Annotated in this window: 9 protein-coding genes; 6 read left to right on the forward strand and 3 right to left on the reverse strand. The window is 69.3% G+C overall.

Annotated elements, in window-relative coordinates:
• The coding region (locus ACZ6S8_RS10520; protein ID WP_469454366.1) for an acyl-CoA carboxylase biotin carboxyl carrier protein subunit at window positions 1–664 on the forward strand (664 nt) is incomplete at its 5' end.
• A gap of 97 nt (window positions 665–761) precedes the next feature.
• Here ACZ6S8_RS10520 and ACZ6S8_RS10525 read toward each other — a convergent pair.
• On the reverse strand, window positions 762–5,681 hold the full coding sequence (locus tag ACZ6S8_RS10525) for an FG-GAP-like repeat-containing protein (RefSeq protein WP_469454367.1): 4,920 nt from the start codon (window positions 5,679–5,681) through the stop codon (window positions 762–764).
• Window positions 5,682–6,156: 475 nt separating this feature from the next.
• On the opposite strand from ACZ6S8_RS10525, the gene ACZ6S8_RS10530 reads away from it, so the two are divergent.
• On the forward strand, window positions 6,157–13,323 hold the full coding sequence (locus ACZ6S8_RS10530) for an RHS repeat-associated core domain-containing protein (RefSeq protein ID WP_469454369.1): 7,167 nt from the start codon (window positions 6,157–6,159) through the stop codon (window positions 13,321–13,323).
• Window positions 13,316–13,978, forward strand: coding sequence for an SUKH-4 family immunity protein (locus tag ACZ6S8_RS10535; protein WP_469454371.1), 663 nt, complete (start codon window positions 13,316–13,318; stop codon window positions 13,976–13,978). Before ACZ6S8_RS10530 ends, ACZ6S8_RS10535 begins: the two co-directional genes overlap by 8 nt.
• Before the next feature lie 65 nt (window positions 13,979–14,043).
• On the opposite strand, the gene ACZ6S8_RS10540 is transcribed toward ACZ6S8_RS10535, so the two are convergent.
• Complete coding sequence (locus tag ACZ6S8_RS10540; RefSeq protein ID WP_469454894.1) at window positions 14,044–14,964, reverse strand: DeoR/GlpR family DNA-binding transcription regulator; 921 nt, start codon at window positions 14,962–14,964, stop codon at window positions 14,044–14,046.
• Window positions 14,965–15,175: 211 nt separating this feature from the next.
• Window positions 15,176–16,615, reverse strand: coding sequence for an NAD(P)H-quinone dehydrogenase (locus ACZ6S8_RS10545; protein WP_469454372.1), 1,440 nt, complete (start codon window positions 16,613–16,615; stop codon window positions 15,176–15,178).
• A 173-nt stretch (window positions 16,616–16,788) separates the two neighbouring features.
• Between ACZ6S8_RS10545 and ACZ6S8_RS10550 the strand changes: the two genes are divergently transcribed.
• The 3 genes from ACZ6S8_RS10550 to ACZ6S8_RS10560 all read left to right on the forward strand — a co-directional run bounded on the left by ACZ6S8_RS10550 (window position 16,789) and on the right by ACZ6S8_RS10560 (window position 19,964).
• Window positions 16,789–17,226, forward strand: a complete 438-nt coding sequence (locus ACZ6S8_RS10550; protein ID WP_469454373.1) for a gamma-glutamylcyclotransferase family protein — start codon at window positions 16,789–16,791, stop codon at window positions 17,224–17,226.
• A 221-nt stretch (window positions 17,227–17,447) separates the two neighbouring features.
• Complete coding sequence (locus ACZ6S8_RS10555) at window positions 17,448–18,254, forward strand: purine-nucleoside phosphorylase (RefSeq protein ID WP_469454375.1); 807 nt, start codon at window positions 17,448–17,450, stop codon at window positions 18,252–18,254.
• Between the two features lie 54 nt (window positions 18,255–18,308).
• A complete protein-coding gene (locus ACZ6S8_RS10560) occupies window positions 18,309–19,964 on the forward strand; it encodes a phospho-sugar mutase (protein ID WP_469454376.1) in 1,656 nt (551 codons plus the stop codon).
• Window positions 19,965–20,018: the final 54 nt, after the last annotated feature.

Below are 20,018 nucleotides of genomic sequence, written 5' to 3' on the forward strand. Positions count from 1 at the left end.
CGCCGGCGTCGAATCCGGCTCCGTCATCGGACCCGCCTGGGACTCCCTCCTCGCCAAACTCATCGTCACCGGCGCCACCCGCGAACAGGCCCTCCAGCGCGCCGCCCGCGCCCTGGCCGAGTTCCAGATCGAAGGCATGGCCACCGCCGTCCCCTTCCACCGCGCCGTCGTCACCGACCCCGCCTTCAACCCCGCGGAAGGGCCTTTCACGGTCCACACCCGCTGGATCGAAACCGAGTTCACCAACAACATCCCCGCCTTCGTCGCTCCCGCCGTCGACGACACCGAGGACGAGCCCGGCCGCGAGACCGTCGTCGTCGAGGTCGGCGGCAAACGCCTCGAAGTGTCCCTGCCGTCCTCCCTGGGCATGACCCTCGCCCGCACCGCCGCCGCCGGCGGAGCCAAGCCCAAACGACGCGCCACGAAGAAGACCGGCCCCGCAGCCTCCGGCGACACCCTCGCCTCCCCCATGCAGGGCACCATCGTCAAGGTCGCCGTCGAAGAAGGCCAGAAAGTCGAGGAAGGCGAACTCATCGTCGTCCTCGAAGCCATGAAAATGGAGCAGCCCCTCAACGCCCACCGCTCCGGCACCATCACCGGCCTCACCGCCGAAATCGGCGCCTCCCTCACCTCCGGCGCCACCATCTGCGAAATCAAGGACTGATCCGCAGCACCCCATGAAGGAGCCCCCGCCCGGACGATCCGGGCGGGGGCTCCTTCGTGTGGTGCCGGCGCGATGCGGTACTACCGGACCGGCCGGACTAGAAGGTGCCGGCCGATGCCGCCCAGCTCTTCAGCGGGTTGGCGAACCCGCCGTTGACCAGCGCCTTGAAGGTCTGGGCGGAGGTCCCGCCGTCCCCTTCGGTGTACATGAGGCCGACGTCATCGCGGCCGTCGTTGTCGACGTCCCCGGACACCGGCGGACCGGCCTTCTCCGCGGACCAGCCGTTCTCCATGTTCCAGCTCATGAAGTCCTCGGCGACTCCGCCGTCGGGCTTCCCGAGCAGGGTGAACAGGGCGCTGCGTTCGGCGGAGTAGTCGAACATGATCGCGAGGTCGGCGCGGCCGTCCCCGTTGTAGTCACCGGACGTCGGCCTGCTCCTGTTGAAGTCCCACTGACCCGGGGAGCGGGTCCACGACGCCTTGGGTTCGGCGAAGCCGCCGTCGGCCTTGCCCAGCAGCGTGTAGGCGGTGACGGTGCCGTTGCCGAAGCCGTAGACGGCCAGGATGTCGTCGCGGCCGTCGCCGTTGAAGTCGCCGGCCACCTGCTTGGACTCGTTCCAGTACCAGCCGCCCTGGGCGGAGCGCCAGCTGCCGAAGGAGTAGTTGAAGGTGCCGTCCGCCTTCGACAGGAAGGTGTGGGCGCCGGTCGAGCCGCCGTGGTCGTAGAAGAACGCCACGTCGTCGCGCTTGTCGCCGTTGAAGTCGCCGGCGACGAGCTTGGCCTTCCGTGCGTCCCAGTTGCCCGGACCCGTGTGGGCGCTGCGCGACAGCGGCTTGAACGTGCCGTCCTTCCCGCCGAGGAAGGTGAACATCCCGTTCGAGCCGTCGTCGTAGCCGTACAGCGCGGCCAGGTCGTCGATCTTGTCGCCGTTGAAGTCGCCCGCCACCCACTGGGACTGGCTGTACCGCCAGTTGCCCCAGCCGCTGTTGAAGCCGAGCACGGGCGCGCCGAAGCCGCCGTCCTCCTTGCCGGGCATGGTGTAGAGCGCCGTGTCGTCCGAACCGAAGTCGTAGACGGTGGCCAGGTCGGCGCGACCGTCTCCGTTGAAGTCACCCGCCAGTTCGGTGCGCAGCTGGTCCGTGCGGTCGTCGGGCCGGTGCTCGACGCTGACGCCGGTCCAGTGGTTGTGCCGGATGTAACCGTTGTCGAAGTCCTCGCGCGGGCCGCCGTAGACGTCGTACTCGTCCGACCTCGGGTAGCCCAGGAAGCTCTTCTCCGCGCCGAGCGAGATCCACTTCTGGCGGACGGTGCCGCGCACCGACCAGGCGGCTGAGGTGTTCGGGTTCCAGTAGACGGAGGCCGTGTCCGAGGTTTGGCCTCGGTGCCGGAAGTGGTTGTAGCGGCCGCGGTTGTCGGGGGTCGCGGTCTCGTCGGTGGTCGGGTATCCGAGCCAGCCGCCGGGGCCGCCGGTCTCCAGGTACTTCTTGTAGATGGCGCCGTGGATGGACCAGGAGCCGAAGGCGGGTGCCCAGTAGATGGCGCCGTCACCGCCGGGTCCGGTGAAGGTCGAGAACCAGCCCTCCTGGTCGAAGGCCAGGTTCTCGTCGGAGGTCGGGTAGCCCAGGATGCCCTTCTCCGCGCCGAGGCTCATCCACTTCGTGCGGATGCCGTTCATGGTCAGCCAGGCACCGCTGCTCGGGTGCCAGTAGATCGAGGCGTTGTCGCTGGTGGACCCGTTCGTGCGCAGGTGCACGAACTTGCCGCCGTCGGCCGTATCCGTGACGTTGCCCGAGGGCTTGCCGAAGTGGACGGCGCCGCCCTTGGCACGGAACTTGGCCAGGATCGGACCGCAAAGCGAGTGGGTGCCCGAGACGGCCGAGGGAACACTCTCGCACTCGGTCCAGGACGTACCGCTGACCGCGACCTGGCGGGCTGCGCCGAAGGCCGAGCCGCCGGCCGGCTGGCGACCCGGGAACTCGTTGATCACGCCGTTGTTGTTGCGCGACCACAGGTCGGCGAAGCCGTCCTTCTCGAAGTCTCCGGAGGTGGTCAGGTGCGGGTATGCGGCGCCGGTGAATCCGGTACCGATGGAGCCGGACCGGACGGCGGGGTCGGCGTACACGGTCAGGTCGAGGGCCGCCGGCGCCGCGGTGTCGGCGGTCTTGCGGCTGGAGTACTGGTGGACCTGACCGGTGGTCTTGTTCCGGGCCCAGATCTCCGGCAGCGTGTCGCCGTTGAGGTCTCCGGGGGCGATCAGGGTCATGTCCTGCCAGTCGGCGTTGCCGAGCAGGATGGGCATGAGGCGCAGGGCGATGTTGCCCGAGGGAGTACCGAAGTACAGCCAGAGTTTGGCGTCCTCCTTGACCAGGAGGTCGGGGTAGTCGTCCTCGCCGATCTTGCCGTCCTTGTTGTCGTCGTTGACGCTGCCGATGGCGAGGGCCTGCTGGGCCTGCGCCCAGTGCCTGTTCTCGGCGGCCGCCCTCAGCTCGATCTGGGTGAGTTTCGGGTCCTCGAGGGTTCCGTCGCCCGAGCCGCGGTAGACGAACAGCTGCCTGTCGTTGGCGTTTTCAGCCGAGGGCCGCAGGACGACGAGGTCCTCGTAGTAGTCCCCGCTGTTCCAGCTTGCCGTCTGGCTCAGGGAGACGACGTTGCCGAAGGTGCCGTGCTGGACCTGCCGGGGTGTGGCGAAGGTGCCGTTGCCCTTGCCCGGTACCATCCACAGCTTGCCGGAGCCCTGGTCCGCGCTCCAGATGTCGATGATGCCGTCACCGTTGAGGTCACCGCGCTTGTCGCGCTCCGGCGGACGCTTGGCATAGAAGTGGTACGACTTCACGTCGGACCGGTTCCCCGCCGCGTCGAGGCTCCGGACATAGAGGGAGTGCGGACCGGCAGCCGTCGGGGTGTACTTGATCTGTGCGGTCTTGCCGTTGACGGTGCGGACGGTCGGGTCGTCGGCCGTGTACCACTGGTACTGGGTGACGTCGCCCACCCCGTTGTCACTCAGGACGAACGTGCCTTCGGTGCGTGCGTACGCGGTGTTGAGGTCGTCGTTCTCGGGGAACTGCGCCGATGTGATCTTGGGCAGCTCACCGGGCCGGCTGCGGTCGATGGAGAACACGCACTGACCGGCCCAGGGGCCGGCTCCCGCCCCGTCGAGACCGCGTACGTCCCACCGGTAGGTGGAGCCGGTGAGATCCGAGAGCGGAATCCTCAGGAGGGCGACACCGCCGTTGGCGACGGCGACCTTGGGCGCCTTCAGGGTGCCGTAGTCGTCCGCGTTCCAGTAGTGGAACTCGGCCTGCAGACCGTTGTCCTCGGCGTCACTGATGCGGGCCCGCAGCACGATCTGGTCCGTCGTGCCGATCACGCCGCCCTGGCAGGCCACGGAGGGGTCCATCTCGCGCTCGGCCGGCGGGTTCGGCAAGGTGTTGAAGTGGGTCGAGATCCGGGCGCTGTCCGGGTTCATCCTGCGCCAGGAGACGTCGACCGTGTCGTTGGAGGACTTCAGGCCCATGGTCCAGGCGGGCCAGTTCCAGCGGGCTGCGTCGGAGACCGCCGAGGTCACGTCCAGCTCCAGGAAGGAGCCGTCGCTGGAGCAGTTGCGACCGCCGTAGGACCGGCTGGAGGAGTCGACCAGTCGCTTCCAGGCGGGCTGGTTGTTCCAGCTGGTGCTGCCGTTGATGCCGTTGGTGTCCCAGATCTGGATGTCACCGGACTGGCAGTTCCAGGAGCCGGAATGCCGCTGCTGGATCCTGAAGGTGGCGTCGAGGATCTGCTTGCCGCCCAGGTCTCCCATCCCGATCTGGAAGAACGTCTTGGCGCAGACGACGGCGTTGCCGTAGGCCGGGTCCTTGGCGCAGCCGACGCGGGCGTCCTTGCTGAGGGTGCCGCCGTTCCAGTAGGACTGGCCCGCCGAGCCGGCGATGCCGTTGTGCTTGTAGGCGAGCGCCCAGGCCGACTTCCAGTCGTCCCGCCACACCGGGTCGATGACGACCGGGAACCTGGTGTCGGGCGCGGTGAGCAGCCCGCGGTCGGTGGTGAGGGTGAGTTTGTCACCCTTCAGTTCGACGCCGAGATCGGCTTGCCTGCTGCGCAGGGACATGCCGTCGACGGCCGGCACCCGTTCCGCGACCTGGTGCACGGCCGGGTCCGCCGCGGGGGTCCGGCCGGCTGCGGATTCGACGGCGGATTCGGCGAACGACTTGGCCGCGGCGACGGGCGGCGTGGCGGGCGCGGGCTGGTCGGCGCCGGAGTCCCACATCTGTGGCTTGGCCGAGGTGAACAGGGGCTGGCCCGCGGGGTCGAGGGCCTTCAGCTCGCCGTTCGGCTCCTTGCGCAGCGTGAGGCCGTTGCCCTTGAGGCCGAAGTCGAGGGAGGCGAGCGCCGGATCGGTCGCGGCCTCGCGGGTCTTGACGATGAGCTGGTGCGAGAAGCCCGTCGCGTCCGCGGCGACCCGCAGGTCCACGCCCTTGAGGACTTCGGCATAGGTGGCGCTGTTCCCCTCCACCTTCGGGGCGGGCAGCGGCTTGGGCCAGGTGAGGGTGACGTCCCGGCCGTTCTTGCGCATGGTGACCAGCGGGGCGCTGCCGCCGCCGGAGAAGGTCATCTCGGTGCGGATCGCCTTGGGGGCGATCCGCCCGTCCTTGAGCTTCTGAAGGCCGGTGTCCACCGGTACCAGCTTGCCGTCGCGGTAGACGCGCGTCGGCACGACGGACTGCTCGGAGGTGAAGGTGCCGTCCGGATTGGCCCAGATCTCTTCGCTCTCCGTGCGCTGCGCGGGGATCTCGACCCGCTTGCCGCTGCGCCGGGCCTCGGCGGTCGCCTTGGCAGTCGCCTCCGCCTCGGTGGGCGTCGCGCCCTTCGGGTTGTCGGCCGCGGGGGTGACCGCGGACGCGGCGACCGCCGCAGGTATCGCGCTGCCGAGCAGCGCGGCGACCAGAGCGGTCGCCAGGGTGACTACCGGCGCCCTGCGGGAGGGCGGGCCGGCGACGCGCGGGCGCGTCGGGAAGGGTCTCACTGACAGAGTCCTCGGGGTCGGTTTCAGCCACTCCGCGACAGGGGCGACCGAAAACAATCGATGCGGCCCCACGTGGGCCAAATTTTTGGCCCTTTCTTGACGGTGGGTCGCCGGTGTTCGATTGATTTGTAGCAGCCCGGCCACCGAAAGGACGAAGGGGAATCACCCTCGACGCCATTCCCGTGCGCGCTAATACCAGACATTCCTGCGGAATAACAAATTCCGAATGAATCATTCCACATACCCCACCCACCTGCAGAGATGCCCGACCCCTTGGCCATCTGGAGCCTCGGCAAATTTTCGGCGACCCACCCGTTCCGCTGTTAGGTTCAGCCCGATTGCCCATAGCGCAGGAACCTGTGGACCCGCGCTCCCAGACTGGAGTGTTCGAATTTTGAAGAGATCCCAGGCGCACGTCATGCGTGCGCCTTTGAGGCGTGTCTGGCGGTGGCCGATACCTGTTATCGCCCTCGCCATGCTCACCACGGGGCTGACCGCGATCGACGCGGCGGCCGCCGGGCCCGCGCTGCCCGGCAAGCAGAAGCTGACCAAGGTCACGGGCGAACCCGTCAAGGGCAAGCCCGCGCCGGGCCCCGCCGAGTCGCAGGCCAAGGCCTGGAAGGGTGCCCCGAAGATCGCGTGGCCCGCGGCGGGTTCCGCCGAGGTCACGCTGCCCAACACCCTCTCGGCTCCGGCCCCGGCGCTGAAGTCCTCCTCCGCCGGGGCGTTCGCCCTCCCGGCGCGCGAGGCGGGCGTGGCGGGTCGGGCGGTCAAGGCGGGCAAGCTCCCCGTCTCGGTGGCCTCCGCAGACCTCACGAAGTTGTCGGCCGTCGCCCAGCGTTCGGCAGCGGGGGCTCCGGCCGCCGATGCCCCGGCGGACGACGTCAAGGTGAAGGTCGCCCTGCACGACCAGGCCGCCGCCGAGCGCGCCGGCCTGACGAGCAGCCTGCTCCTCTCCGTCGAGCGCACCGACACGGGAAGCTCCGCCGCTCCCGTCTCGGTGGAGCTCGACTACGCCGCCTTCAAGAACGCCTACGGCGGCAGCTGGGGCTCCCGCCTCCGCTTCACCGCGATCCCGACCTGCGCGCTGACCACCCCGCAGAAGCCCGAATGCCAGGGCAGCACGCCGGTCACCACCAGGAACGACGCGGAGACCGGCAAGCTCGTCGCCACCTTCGACGCTCCGGCCAAGCCCGCCGCGGCACCGAAGCCCGCGGGCAAGGCGTTCCTGAACGCCCCGGCCGTCTCGGGCCTGGCCTCCGTGGCCGCCGCCCCCGCCTCCGGCGGGATGACCCTGGCCGCCTCACCGGGCGCCGACGGCGCGAACGGCACGTACAAGGCCACCTCACTGAACCCGTCCGGTTCCTGGCAGGCCGGCGGCTCGGCGGGTGACTTCTCCTGGTCCTACCCGCTGGAGATCCCCGCCTCCCTCGGCGGCCCGAGCCCGTCGCTGTCGCTGGGCTACTCCAGCTCCCAGATCGACGGCCGCACCAGCGCCGCGGCCCAGCAGACCTCGTGGGTCGGCGACGGCTGGGACCTGGCCTCGAACTACATCGAGCGGGGCTACGTCCCCTGCAGCCAGGACAAGCGCAAGGACTCCGGGTACAACAACCCGAAGGACGACACGGGCGACCTCTGTCACGGCGCCCCCATGGTCACGATGTCCCTGAACGGCGGCTCCACGCCGCTCGTCCTGGACGACGCCACCAAGATGTGGCGCCCGGCCAAGGACGACGGCTCGAAGATCGAGCTGCTCCAGGGCGCGCAGAACGGTGACAAGGAAGGCGACCACTGGCGGTTCACCAACCCCCAGGGCATCCAGTTCTACTTCGGTCTGAACAGGGTCCCGGGCTGGACCGCGGGCAAGCCCGTCACCAAGTCCGCCTGGAACGTGCCCGTTTACGGCAACCACCCGGGCGAGCCCTGCTACAAGACGACGTTCGCCGATGCGGTCTGCGACCAGACGTACCGCTGGAACCTCGACTACGTCGTGGACCCGCGCGGCAACGCGATGACGTACTGGTACGAGAAGGAGGTCAACCACTACGGCTCCAACTACAAGATCGCGGGTGGCTCGACCGCCCGTGCGTACGACCGCTCCGGCTGGCTGGACCACATCTCCTACGGCCTGCGCAGCGACAACCTGTTCGCCGGCGCCCCGGCGCAGGTGAACTTCAAGGTCGAAGAGCGCTGCATCAAGACGGACACCTTCGACTGCGCGGAAGCGAAGCTGAAGCCGGAGGTCGCCTGGGAGATCGCCAAGGAGTGGCCCGACACCCCGGGCGACCAGCTCTGCGCCAGCGGCGAGGAGTGCAAGGGCCGGTTCACCCCGACCTTCTTCTCCCGCAAGCGGCTGACCGAGGTCACCACCTCGGTCTGGAACGGAACGGCGCACAAGGCGGTCGACACCTGGACGCTGAAGCAGAGCTTCCCCGCGACCGGTGACGGCACCGACTACCCGCTGTGGCTCGCCGAGATCAAGCACTACGGCAAGAACGGCGCACCGCTCGACCTGCCCGCGGTCAAGTTCCGCGGCAAGCAGCTCGACAACCGCGTGGACGGCCTGGGCGACGGCAAGCCGCCCTACCGCCGCTACCGGATCGAGGCGATCGACACCGAGACCGGCTCGACGATCCTCGCCCACTACGCGGACACCCAGTGCCGGGCGGCCGACCCGCGCGTGATGCCGGCCTCTCCGGAGTCCAACACGCTGCGCTGCTACCCGGTGGTCTCCGAGCTGCCCGATCCCACCGATCCCGCGCACGAGCGGAAGATCTACTCCACCGACTGGTTCCACAAGCACGTCGTGGACTGGGTCCAGGAGGACGACCGCAACGGCAACTCGCCGTCTCGGCGCACCGCGTACGAGTTCGTCGGCAACCCTGCGTGGGCGTTCGACGACGAGACCGAGATGATGCGTCCCAAGACGCGCACCTGGTCCCAGTGGCGCGGCTACGAGCGGGTCAAGACCTTCATCGGCCAGGCCCCGGACAAGCGCTCCCAGACGGAGACGCTGTTCTTCCGCGGCCTCGACGGTGACCGGGCGACCCCCGCGGGCGCCAAGCGGTCCGTGAAGGTCAAGGACTCCGAGGGCAACGAGATCGCGGACCACCGGCTCTACGCCGGCCAGACCCGCGAGGTCCTGGCGTACAACGGCGAGGGCGGCGCCCTGGAGGCGGCGACCACGTACACCCCGTGGCTCCACGGACCCACCGCGACCCGGTTGCGCAAGGGCGAGACGGCGGCGGAGGACATCGAACCGCAGCAGTCGTTCGTCCAGCAGGCGACGGGCGTCAACTCCCGCATTCTGCTGTCGGACGGCCGCGGCTGGCGCCGTACGGCGATGACGACGAAGTACGACACCCGCGGCTTCGCCGAATGGGTCTCGAACCGCGGCGATGTCGCCGACCCGTCGGACGACAGCTGCACGCGCTACGAGTACGACGCGGACGAGACCCGCTGGATCATCGCCCGCCAGAAGCGGGTGGAGACGGTCGCGAAGGCGTGTGACGCCACTGGCGTCCAGCGCCCGGCTGACGTCACCTCCGACATCAAGATGTCGTACGACGCGCCGGGCAACGTGAAGTCGACGGAGTCCCTGACGGGCTACTCCGGCAGCACCCCCACCTACCAGGTGGACGGCAGCGCGACCTTCGACGCGTACGGCCGTCCGAAGACCAGCACGGACGTCTTCGGCAAGACCACGAAGCTGGACTACACGCCGGCGTCGGGCCAGATCGTCACCAAGGTCGTCACCACCAACTCCGAGGGCCACACCCAGACCACGGAGACCGACCAGGGGCGCGGGTCGATCCTGGCCAAGCAGGACACCAACGGCCGCCGGCAGGTGATGGAGTACGACTCCCTCGGCCGTCTGGCCAAGGTGTGGTCGCCGTCCCGCAACCCGCAGAACAAGTCGCCGAACGGCATGTTCTCGTACGACGTCCGCACCGACGGTCCGGTCGTCATCACGAACAAGGCCCTGCTGGACGACGGCACCTACCGCACCAGCTACGACATCTACGACAGCAGCCTGCGGATCCGCCAGACCCAGATGGAGGCACTGAGCGGTGGCCGGGTCATCTCGGACACCTTCTACAACAGCCTCGGCCAGGTCTGGAAGAGCAACGGCGCTTACTACACGGCCGGCACGGCCTCCGGGGTGCAGTTCGCCCCGAAGGACAACGAGGTCCCGTCCTCGACGATGACCCAGTACGACGGCTCCGGCCGCTCGGTCGCCCAGATCTCGCGCAAGTTCGGCGAGGAGACGTCGCGCACGACGACGGCGTACGGCGGCGACAACATCACCGTCGACCCCCCGAAGGGCGAAACCCCGACCCGGGCCTTCCTGGACGGCGCGGGCCGCAAGACGGAGCTGCGCTTCTTCAAGTCGGACTCCCCGACGGGCGCGTTCGACAAGACGACGTACGCGTACAACCAGCGCGGCGCACTGGAGTCGGTCGTCAGCCAGGCGGGCGACAAGTGGGGCTTCGAGTACGACATCCGCGGCCGCCAGACGAAGCAGACGGACCCCGACAAGGGCACGTCGACGATGACGTACGGCCAGGGTGACCGGCTGGCCACGCTGACGGACGCCCGTGGCAAGGTCACTGCCCCCGAATACGACGCTCTCGGCCGCACCGTCGCGACCCACGAGGGCTCGGTCACGGGTCCGAAGCTGACCTCGACCACGTACGACACCCTGCCGGGCGCCATCGGCCTGCCGGTGGCCTCGACGCGGTACGTGGACGGCAAGGCGTACACCCAGGAAGTCACCGGGTACGACACCGAATACCGCCCGACGGGCACGAAGATCACCATCCCCTCCTCGGAGGGCGCACTCGGCGGTACCTACGCGTTCACCACCGGGTACCGGGAGAACACCGGCCTGACCGAGTGGATGGAGCAGCCGGCCGTGGCCGGCCTGCCCATCGAACTCACCGAGATGAAGTACAACCACTTCGAGCTGCCCACGATGATGGGCATCGAGGGGCAGACGTTCGTCGACAAGGTCGACTACTCGCCGATGGGCGACGTACTCCGGACCTACACGGGAGCGGCCGGCTCCCAGGTCTACACGTCGAACTACTACGACGAGCAGACCCGCCGGCTGACCAGGAGCGTCAACAGCCAGGAGAAGTCTCCGGGCGCGATCAACGACACGACGTTCAAGTACGACGACGTCGGAAACATCCTCAAGATCACCGACAAGGAGGGCACCTCCCCTACTGCCGACGTGCAGTGCTTCGCGTACGACTACCTGCGCCGGATGAACGAGGCCTGGACGGCGACGGACGACTGCGCGGTCCAGCCGAACGCGTCCGGCCCGGGGTCCAAGCCCAAGGTCGGCGGCCCGAACCCGTACTGGAGCTCGTACAGCTTCGACGCGGCGGGCAACCGCACGAAGGACGTCCAGCACTCCCCCACTGGTGACCTCACCAAGGACGTCACCCGGGCCTACACCTACGGCACGCCGGGACAGGCCGCTGCCAACGGTCTGAAGAAGGTGGACACCACCGGACCGGGCGGTTCGCGCACCGAGTCGTACACCTACGACGCTGCGGGCAACACGAAGACGCGGACCATCCAGGGCGACACCCAGAACTGGGATTGGAACGCATCGGGCCAGCTGGCCAAGGTGACCAAGGGCACCGAGTCGACGGAGTTCGTCTACGACGCCGGCGGCAACCGCCTGATCAAGCGCGACAAGACCGGCACCACGCTGTACCTGCCGGGTACCGAGGTCAAGCTGACGGCAGCGGGCAAGCTGGAGGGCACGCGCTATTACGCCCACCCGGCCGGCCCGACGATGGTCAAGACGGTCAAGGACGGCGTGACCTCCACGTCGTACCTGATGGGCGACCAGAACGGTACGGCGACCACCGCGGTCGACACCAAGACCTCGGCGGTCACCCGTCGGAAGTTCACCCCGTACGGCGAGACCCGCGGCGCGGCTCCGTCCGTCTGGCCGGGCAAGAAGGGCTTCGTCGGCGGCGAGGTCGACGAGACCATCGGCACCGTCCACCTCGGCGCTCGCGAGTACGACCCGGCAACGGGCCGGTTCCTGTCGGTCGACCCGGTCATCGACTTCAACGAGCCCAAACAGCAGAACCCGTACGTCTACGCGAACAACTCGCCCATCACGTTCAGCGACCCGAGCGGCCTGTCGATCGCGCCTCCCACGATGCCGATCAAGGACTTCACGGACGCAGAGGCTGCCTGGGCGAACATGATCCAGGGCAAGAGCGCTCTGGACATCGCGCTCGAAATCGCGATGGGCATCCTGAAGGACGCCTCGGGCTACAACGACATCCGCGACTGCCTCGGCGGCTCGTGGGGTGCCTGCGCGGGCCTCGCCCTGGATGCGGCACTGCCTTTCGCGGGCCGCGCCAAACGCATCATCAAGGCGCTGGACCGGGCCTGGGAGGCCTTCAACAGCTGGTCGCAGAAGCTCAGCCTGGCTCGCGACATCCTCAGGCGGGTCGAGCGCTACCAGCAGGCGATGGCCAAGTACGCCGAGGACCTCGCCGAGTGGAAGCGCCAGATAGAAGAAGCAGCCGAACGAGCGAGAAAGCTCGAAGAGGAAGCAGCGGCGGCGAGAAGGGCGGCACAAGAGGCAGCCCAGGCAGCAGCGAAGAGGGCCGACGAGGCCAAGGCGACGGCGGCGAAGCAGGGCAGGTCCTCCGCGACCAAGGCCAAGAAGGCCGACGGCGGCGGCAAAGCATCGAAGTCATCGGAGACGAAGAAGGGCGACGCCCCGAAGAAGTCAGCCTCCAAGGACAACGACAGCGGCAGCGACACGCAGGCCACCAGCTGTAACACCAATAGCTTTGTGCCGGGCACACATGTCCTCATGGCAGACGGGTCATCCAAGCCTATCGAGGACATCGCGACCGGCGACGAGGTCTTGGCCGCCAACGCAGAATCCGGCACCAGCTCGGCTCAACCGGTCGTTGCCCAGATTATCGGCGACGGCCAGAAGAACCTCGTCAAGATCACGATCGACACCGATGGTGGTAAGGGCAACGCCACCGATTCGGTGACCGCAACCGACGGACACCCGTTCTGGGCTCCGGCTCTCGGGACATGGCTGAGGGCGACCGACCTCGCGGTCGGGCAATGGCTCCAGACCTCGTCCGGCACCTGGGTCCAGGTGGCCGGGATCGAGCGCTGGACCCAGCAGAAGCAGGTACGCAACCTCACAGTCTCCAGCGAGCACACGTACTTCGTGCTGGCGGGCAGTACACCGCTTCTCACCCACAACTGCGGAGTTGTAAAGTACGGGTCAACCGACCTGAGTCAGATCGCCATCAAATACCGCCAGCAGGCAGGTGTCGCGTCAGGCCAGAACGTGGCGGTTTACCAGATCCGGATGTCCAATGGCAGCGATGTCAACCTGGCGTTCCACAACACGCCGAAGAAAACACATTCGGAAGCTCACGCCGACAGCTTCCTGGAGGAGTTGGGAATCTCCCCGGATCAAGTGAGGGCTGTGTACTCAGAGCGGGCATTCTGCACAACAGCCTCACACGAGTGTGCCGGACGTATGGGAAAATTCGGCAACGCTTCATTCTCATGGAGTTTCGACAAGGGGGAGGGATACGCGCAGTCTACGATCCGAAGGATGGCATACGGTGGATAGCAAGAGGTTCTTGACTCGAGCAGAACATGTCCTGGACACCGATCTCACTGAACTCCTCGGGGGACGGTCGGCTGGCGTCATCCCCTCGTTCGATCCTTCGCTCTGGGATCTACCGGAGCGTGACCGGCAGGCACTCTGGACCCGTGGCTTGCCTTCCGAACTGAACGAGGACTACGTGGGCATCACCTGCGGCTATGAGCAGGCGCCCATGATGCGGAAACCACTGCCGGCAGAGGGCGCCGTCGCCTGCTATCGCCTCGGCGACGCAGGCGTCGGAACCATTGTCGCCACAGCAGGCACGGGTGAAGTGTGGTACCTGCCTCGCTTCACCGATCTTCCGCCACAACTCCGGGAAGTCCATCCGGAGGGCATCCAACCGGCGGTAGTGAATTCCAGCGTCGCCTGTCTCATCGAATGCGCATGGAGATGGCACTCCCTCATCCCGATCTTGGCAGAATGCGCCGAGGATGGTGCTGCGGCACTGGATGACGCATGGAAGATCGCCAGCGAGAAAGAGCGAGCAGAGCTTCCCGACATCCATCCCGGCTTCACGGAGCTCTTCGGGTTCGCTTCAACGGCATTTAAGGCCCTCGACCCAGAAGTGATGTCGGATAGACATTCGTTCTGGCGTCAGCTCCTGGACGACATGCAGTAGGTAAGCCCCCAGCCATACAGCACACGACAGGGCCCTCTGATCGCTCAGAGGGCCCTGTTTCGATGTCACCGCCGTCGCATGTCCGCCACCCTCGCCCGTTCCCGCTCGCGGTCCCCCGGGTCCGGGAGGGCCGACGCGCTGCGCAGTTGCGATGGCGGGGCCGACCGGCGCTGGACCGGGAGGGGGGAGTCGCGGCGGGGGCGGCGGCCCTGCATCGGGTCGCCCGCGGCGCCCGGGTGGGTCGAGCCCGCCACCGTGATCTGCACGCCCTGGTCGGCCAGCGCCTGGAGCTCCGTGCCCGCACGGTCGTCGTGCGGCGGCGGCTCGTCCGTGACCAGGCGGGTCATGACGTCGGTCGGCACCGTCTGGAACATGGTGTCCGTGCCCAGCTTCGTGTGGTCCGCCAGGACGACCACCTCCGCCGCCGCCTGGACGAGGGCCCGGTCCACGCTCGCGCTGAGCATGTTGGACGTGGACAGGCCCCGCTCGGCCGTGAGGCCGCTCCCGCTCAGGAAGGCCCGCGAGACGCGCAGCCCCTGGAGGGACTGCTCCGCACCGCTGCCCACGAGGGCGTAGTTGGACCCGCGCAGCGTGCCGCCGGTCATGACGACCTCCACCCGGTTGGCGTGGGCCAGCGCCTGGGCGACCAGGAGGGAGTTGGTCACCACGGTGAGGCCGGGCACCCGGGCGAGCCGGCGGGCCAGCTCCTGGGTCGTGGTTCCCGCGCCGACGACGATGGCCTCGCCCTCTTCCACGAGGGAGGCCGCGACGTCGGCGATGGCGGTCTTCTCCGCCGTCGCGAGATGGGACTTTTGCGGAAAGCCGGACTCCCGCGTGAAACCGCCCGGCAAGACCGCACCGCCGTGCCGGCGGTCGAGGAGTCCTTCTGCCTCCAGCGCCCGCACGTCCCGCCGTACGGTCACTTCGGAGGTCTGGACGACGCGGGCGAGCTCCCGGAGCGATACCGCTCCGTTGGCCCGCACCATTTCGAGGATCAATTGGCGACGTTCTGCAGCGAACACGAAACTGACAGTAACCCCAACGACCGTCTGCTTTCAGCTCCTTGCGCCGGAATACCGAAGTTGTCCGTATGGAAGGGCAACTAGTGGTATACGCGCTCCGAGGGTTGGGTGAACCTCCGGCCACAACCGCGCATACCGCCCCAACGCCGTTGCGGCGTGGGGCGGTTGGGGCAGATCAGGCCTTGCCGTCGACCTTGCGCGTGTGGAGCTGGCGGGCCACCTCGGCGATCGAACCGGACAGCGAGGGGTACACGGTGAACGCGTTTGCGATCTGCTCGACCGTCAGGTTGTTGTCGACCGCGATCGAGATCGGGTGGATGAGCTCGCTCGCGCGCGGGGAGACGACCACGCCGCCGACCACGATGCCCGTGCCCGGGCGGCAGAACATCTTCACGAAGCCGTCCCGGATGCCCTGCATCTTCGCGCGCGGGTTGCGCAGCAGCGGCAGCTTCACCACCCGCGCGTCGATCTTCCCGGAGTCCACGTCGGCCTGGGTGTAGCCCACGGTGGCGATCTCGGGGTCGGTGAACACGTTCGAGGAGACCGTCTTCAGGTCCAGCGGGGCCACCGCGTCGCCGAGGAAGTGGTACATCGCGATGCGGCCCTGCATGGCGGCGACCGAGGCGAGGGCGAAGATGCCGGTGACGTCGCCGGCCGCGTACACGCCGGGGGACGACGTGCGGGAGACCTTGTCGGTCCAGATGTGCCCGGAGTCCTTGAGGCGGACGCCCGACTCCTCCAGGTTCATGTTCCGGGTGTTCGGGATCGCGCCGACCGCCATCAGGCAGTGCGTGCCGGTCAGCACCCGGCCGTCCGACAGCGTGACCTCGACCCGGTCGCCGACCCGCTTCGCGGACTCCGCGCGCGAGCGCCCGACGACGTTCATGCCGCGGCGCCGGAAGACGTCCTCCAGTACGGCGGCGGCGTCCGGGTCCTCGCCCGGCAGCACCCGGTCGCGGGAGGAGACCAGCGTCACCCGGGAGCCGAGGGCCTGGTACGCGCCGGCGAACTCGGCGCCCGTCACGCCGGAGCCGACCACGATGAGCTCCTCGGGGAGCTCCTCCAGGTCGTAGACCTGGGTCCAGTTCAGGATGCGCTCGCCGTCGGGCATCGCGTCCGGGATCTCGCGGGGGTGCCCGCCGGTCGCGATCAGTACGGCGTCGGCCGTGAGGATCGTCTCCGAGCCGTCGGCGGCGGTGACGATGACGTCCCGCGTGCCGTCGATGCCCTGGGGGCCGCCGAGCTTGCCGCGGCCGCGCAGCACGCGGGCGCCGGCCCGGGTGACGGAGGCGGTGATGTCGTGGGACTGGGCGAGCGCCAGGCGCTTCACGCGCCGGTTCACCTTGCCGAGGTCGACGCCGACGACGCGCGCGGCCTGCTCGATGTGCGGGGTGTCGTCCGCGACGACGATGCCGAGCTCCTCGTACGACGAGTCGAAGGTCGTCATGACCTCGGCCGTCGCGATGAGCGTCTTCGAAGGGACGCAGTCGGTCAGGACCGACGCTCCGCCCAGACCGTCGCAGTCGACGACGGTCACCTCCGCGCCGAGCTGGGCCCCCACCAGGGCTGCCTCATACCCGCCGGGTCCACCGCCGATGATCACGATCCGGGTCACGAAAAGTCCGCCTCACGTCTACCCGGTCGGCTGCCGCCCCGGCCGGTGTTCCGGGGGGTCTCCCCGGGGGATGCATTCCGTGCCCCATTGTCCCGCACGCATCAAGGTGCTTCGCGCCCGGTCCCTCCATCCGGGAACGCGGCCACCGCCGCCCCTCCCGTACCCTCGACCACATGTCGCTCTACGCCGCGTACGCCGGCAACCTCGACCCGCGGCTGATGACGCGCCGCGCTCCCCATTCGCCGCTGCGCGGCACGGGCTGGATCAACGACTGGCGGCTGACCTTCGGCGGCGAGCAGATGGGCTGGGAGGGCGCGCTCGCGACGATCGTGGAGGCCCCGCGCCACCAGATCTTCGTCGCCCTCTACGACATCGCGCCGCTGGACGAGGACTCGATGGACCGCTGGGAGGGCGTCGGGCTCGACATCTACCGCCGCATGCGCGTGCGGGTGCACACCCTCGACGGCGAGGAGGCGGCCTGGGTGTACGTCCTGAACGGCTACGAGGGCGGGCTGCCCTCCGCGCGCTACCTGGGCGAGCTGGCCGACGCCGCCGAGTCCGCCGGGGCCCCGCACGACTACGTGATGGAACTGCGCAAGCGTCCCTGCTGAGCCCCGCGCCCCACGCCTCTCCACGCCCCGCCCCTCCGCGCCCCGCGCCCCTCCACGGCCCGGCGGCCGCCCCGCACCCCTCACTCCGGCCCCGCACCCCGGCCCCCGCACCGCCCACCCGCCCGACGGGGACGATTCGGCGGAAACGACAAGGCAACGATCCGAACACCGTGAGCTGCGCCATCTACGCGCGTAGGGATTGAGCGGTTACGCTCGTCCGCGTGAACGCATCTGTTACCGACCCCTTCGCCGCCGCCGACGCCGCGGCCGCCCGTCTGCGCGAGCTGACCGGCGCCGAGACCCACGATGTCGCCCTCGTGATGGGCTCCGGCTGGGCCCCCGCCGCAGAGGCGCTCGGTGCGCCCGAGGCCGAGTTCCCGGTCACCGACCTGCCCGGCTTCCCGCCCCCCGCCGTCGAGGGCCACGGCGGCAAGATCCGCTCGTACAAGATCGGCGACAAGCGCGCGCTGCTCTTCCTCGGCCGGACCCACTACTACGAGGGCCGCGGCGTCGCCGCCGTCGCCCACGGCGTGCGCACCGCGGTCGCCGCCGGCTGCAAGACCATCGTGCTGACCAACGGCTGCGGCGGTCTGCGCGAGGGCATGAAGCCCGGCCAGCCGGTCCTGATCAGCGACCACCTGAACCTCACGGCCACCTCGCCGATCGTCGGCGCGAACTTCGTGGACCTCACCGACCTCTACTCGCCGCGCCTGCGCGCGCTGTGCAAGGAGATCGACGAGACCCTCGAAGAGGGCGTCTACGTGCAGTTCCCCGGCCCGCACTACGAGACCCCGGCCGAGATCAACATGATCCGCGTGATGGGCGCCGACCTGGTCGGCATGTCCACCGTGCTGGAGGCCATCGCCGCCCGCGAGGCCGGCGCCGAGGTGCTGGGCATCTCCCTGGTCACCAACCTGGCGGCGGGCCTGTCGGGCGAGCCGCTGAACCACGAAGAGGTGCTCCAGGCCGGCCGCGACTCGGCTTCGCGCATGGGCACGCTGCTGACCCAGGTCCTCGCGCGCATCTGAGCGGGCACACGAGGGCCGCAGGGACCCAGAGGTACGAGAGGTAAGGCGGAAGCAGTGCAGGAACAGGACGACCTGACCACCCGGGCGCGGGCCTGGCTGGCGGAGGACCCGGACCCCGAGACGGCGGCCGAGCTCGCCGCGCTCCTCGACGCGGGCGACACCGCCGCGATCGCGGACCGCTTCTCCGGCATGCTCCAGTTCGGCACCGCCGGACTGCGCGGCGAGCTGGGCGCGGGCCCGATGCGGATGAACCGCGCCGTGGTCATTCGGGCGGCGGCGGGCCTCGCGGCCTACCTGAAGGCCGAGGGCCACGCCGGCGGCCTGGTCGTCGTCGGCTACGACGCCCGCTACAAGTCCGCGGACTTCGCCCGTGACACCGCCGCGGTCATGACGGGAGCCGGTCTGCGCGCGGCCGTCCTGCCCCGCCCGCTGCCGACTCCGGTCCTGGCGTACGCCATAAGGCACCTGGGCGCCGTCGCCGGCGTCGAGGTGACCGCGAGCCACAACCCGCCCCGGGACAACGGCTACAAGGTCTACCTCGGCGACGGCTCGCAGATCGTGTCCCCGGCGGACGCCGGGATCGCGGCGGAGATCGCCCGCGTGGACACCCTCGCCTCGGTCCCCCGCCCGGAGTCCGGCTGGGAGGACCTCGGCGACGAGGTCCTGGAGGCGTACCTGGCCCGTACGGACGCCGTGCTGAGCCCCGGGTCCGCCCGGGGCGTACGGACGGTCTACACGGCCATGCACGGCGTCGGCAAGGACGTCGTCCTGGCGGCCTTCGCCCGCGCCGGGTTCCCGGAGCCGGTCCTGGTCGCCGAGCAGGCCGAGCCCGACCCGGCCTTCCCGACGGTGGCGTTCCCGAACCCGGAGGAGCCGGGCGCGATGGACCTGTCCTTCGCGACGGCCGCCCGGGTGAACCCCGACATCGTGATCGCCAACGACCCGGACGCCGACCGCTGCGCGGTGGCCGTCCCGGACCCCGCGTCGGCCGCCGGCTGGCGGATGCTGCGCGGCGACGAGGTCGGCGCGCTGCTGGCGGCGCACCTGGTGCGCAAGGGAGCGCGGGGCGTGTTCGCCGAGTCGATCGTCTCGTCCAGCCTGCTGGGCCGGATCGCCGAGGCGGCGGGCGTCGGCTACGAGGAGACCCTGACGGGCTTCAAGTGGATCGCCCGCGTCGAGGGCCTGCGCTACGGCTACGAGGAGGCGCTCGGCTACTGCGTGGACCCCGAGGGCGTCCGCGACAAGGACGGCGTCACCGCCGCCCTGCTCGTGGCGGAGCTGGCCTCGGAGCTGAAGGAGCAGGGCCGCACCCTGACCGACCTGCTGGACGACCTGGCGCTGGCCCACGGCCTGCACGCCACCGACCAGCTGTCGGTCCGCGTCTCGGACCTGTCGGTGATCGCCTCGGCGATGGCCGCGCTGCGGGCCGAGCCCCCGGCGTCCCTCGCCGGTCTGCGGGTCGTCTCGGCGGAGGACCTGTCCGTCGGTACGGCGGCGCTGCCGCCCACGGACGGCCTGCGCTACCACCTGGACGGCGACTACAAGGCCCGGGTCATCGTGCGCCCCTCCGGCACCGAGCCGAAGCTGAAGTGCTACCTGGAGGTGGTGGTCCCGGTCGCCGGGGCCTCCGGCCTCGCCGCGGCCCGCACCCGCGGCCAGGAGATCCTCGACGCGGTCAAGAAGGACCTCGCGGCAGCCGCCGGGATCTGACCCTCCGCACGCCCCGTCGGCCCCCGAGCCCAGGCTCGGGGGCCGACGGCGTGC

The sequence above is a fragment of the Streptomyces sp. NPDC048461 genome (assembly GCF_055587105.1).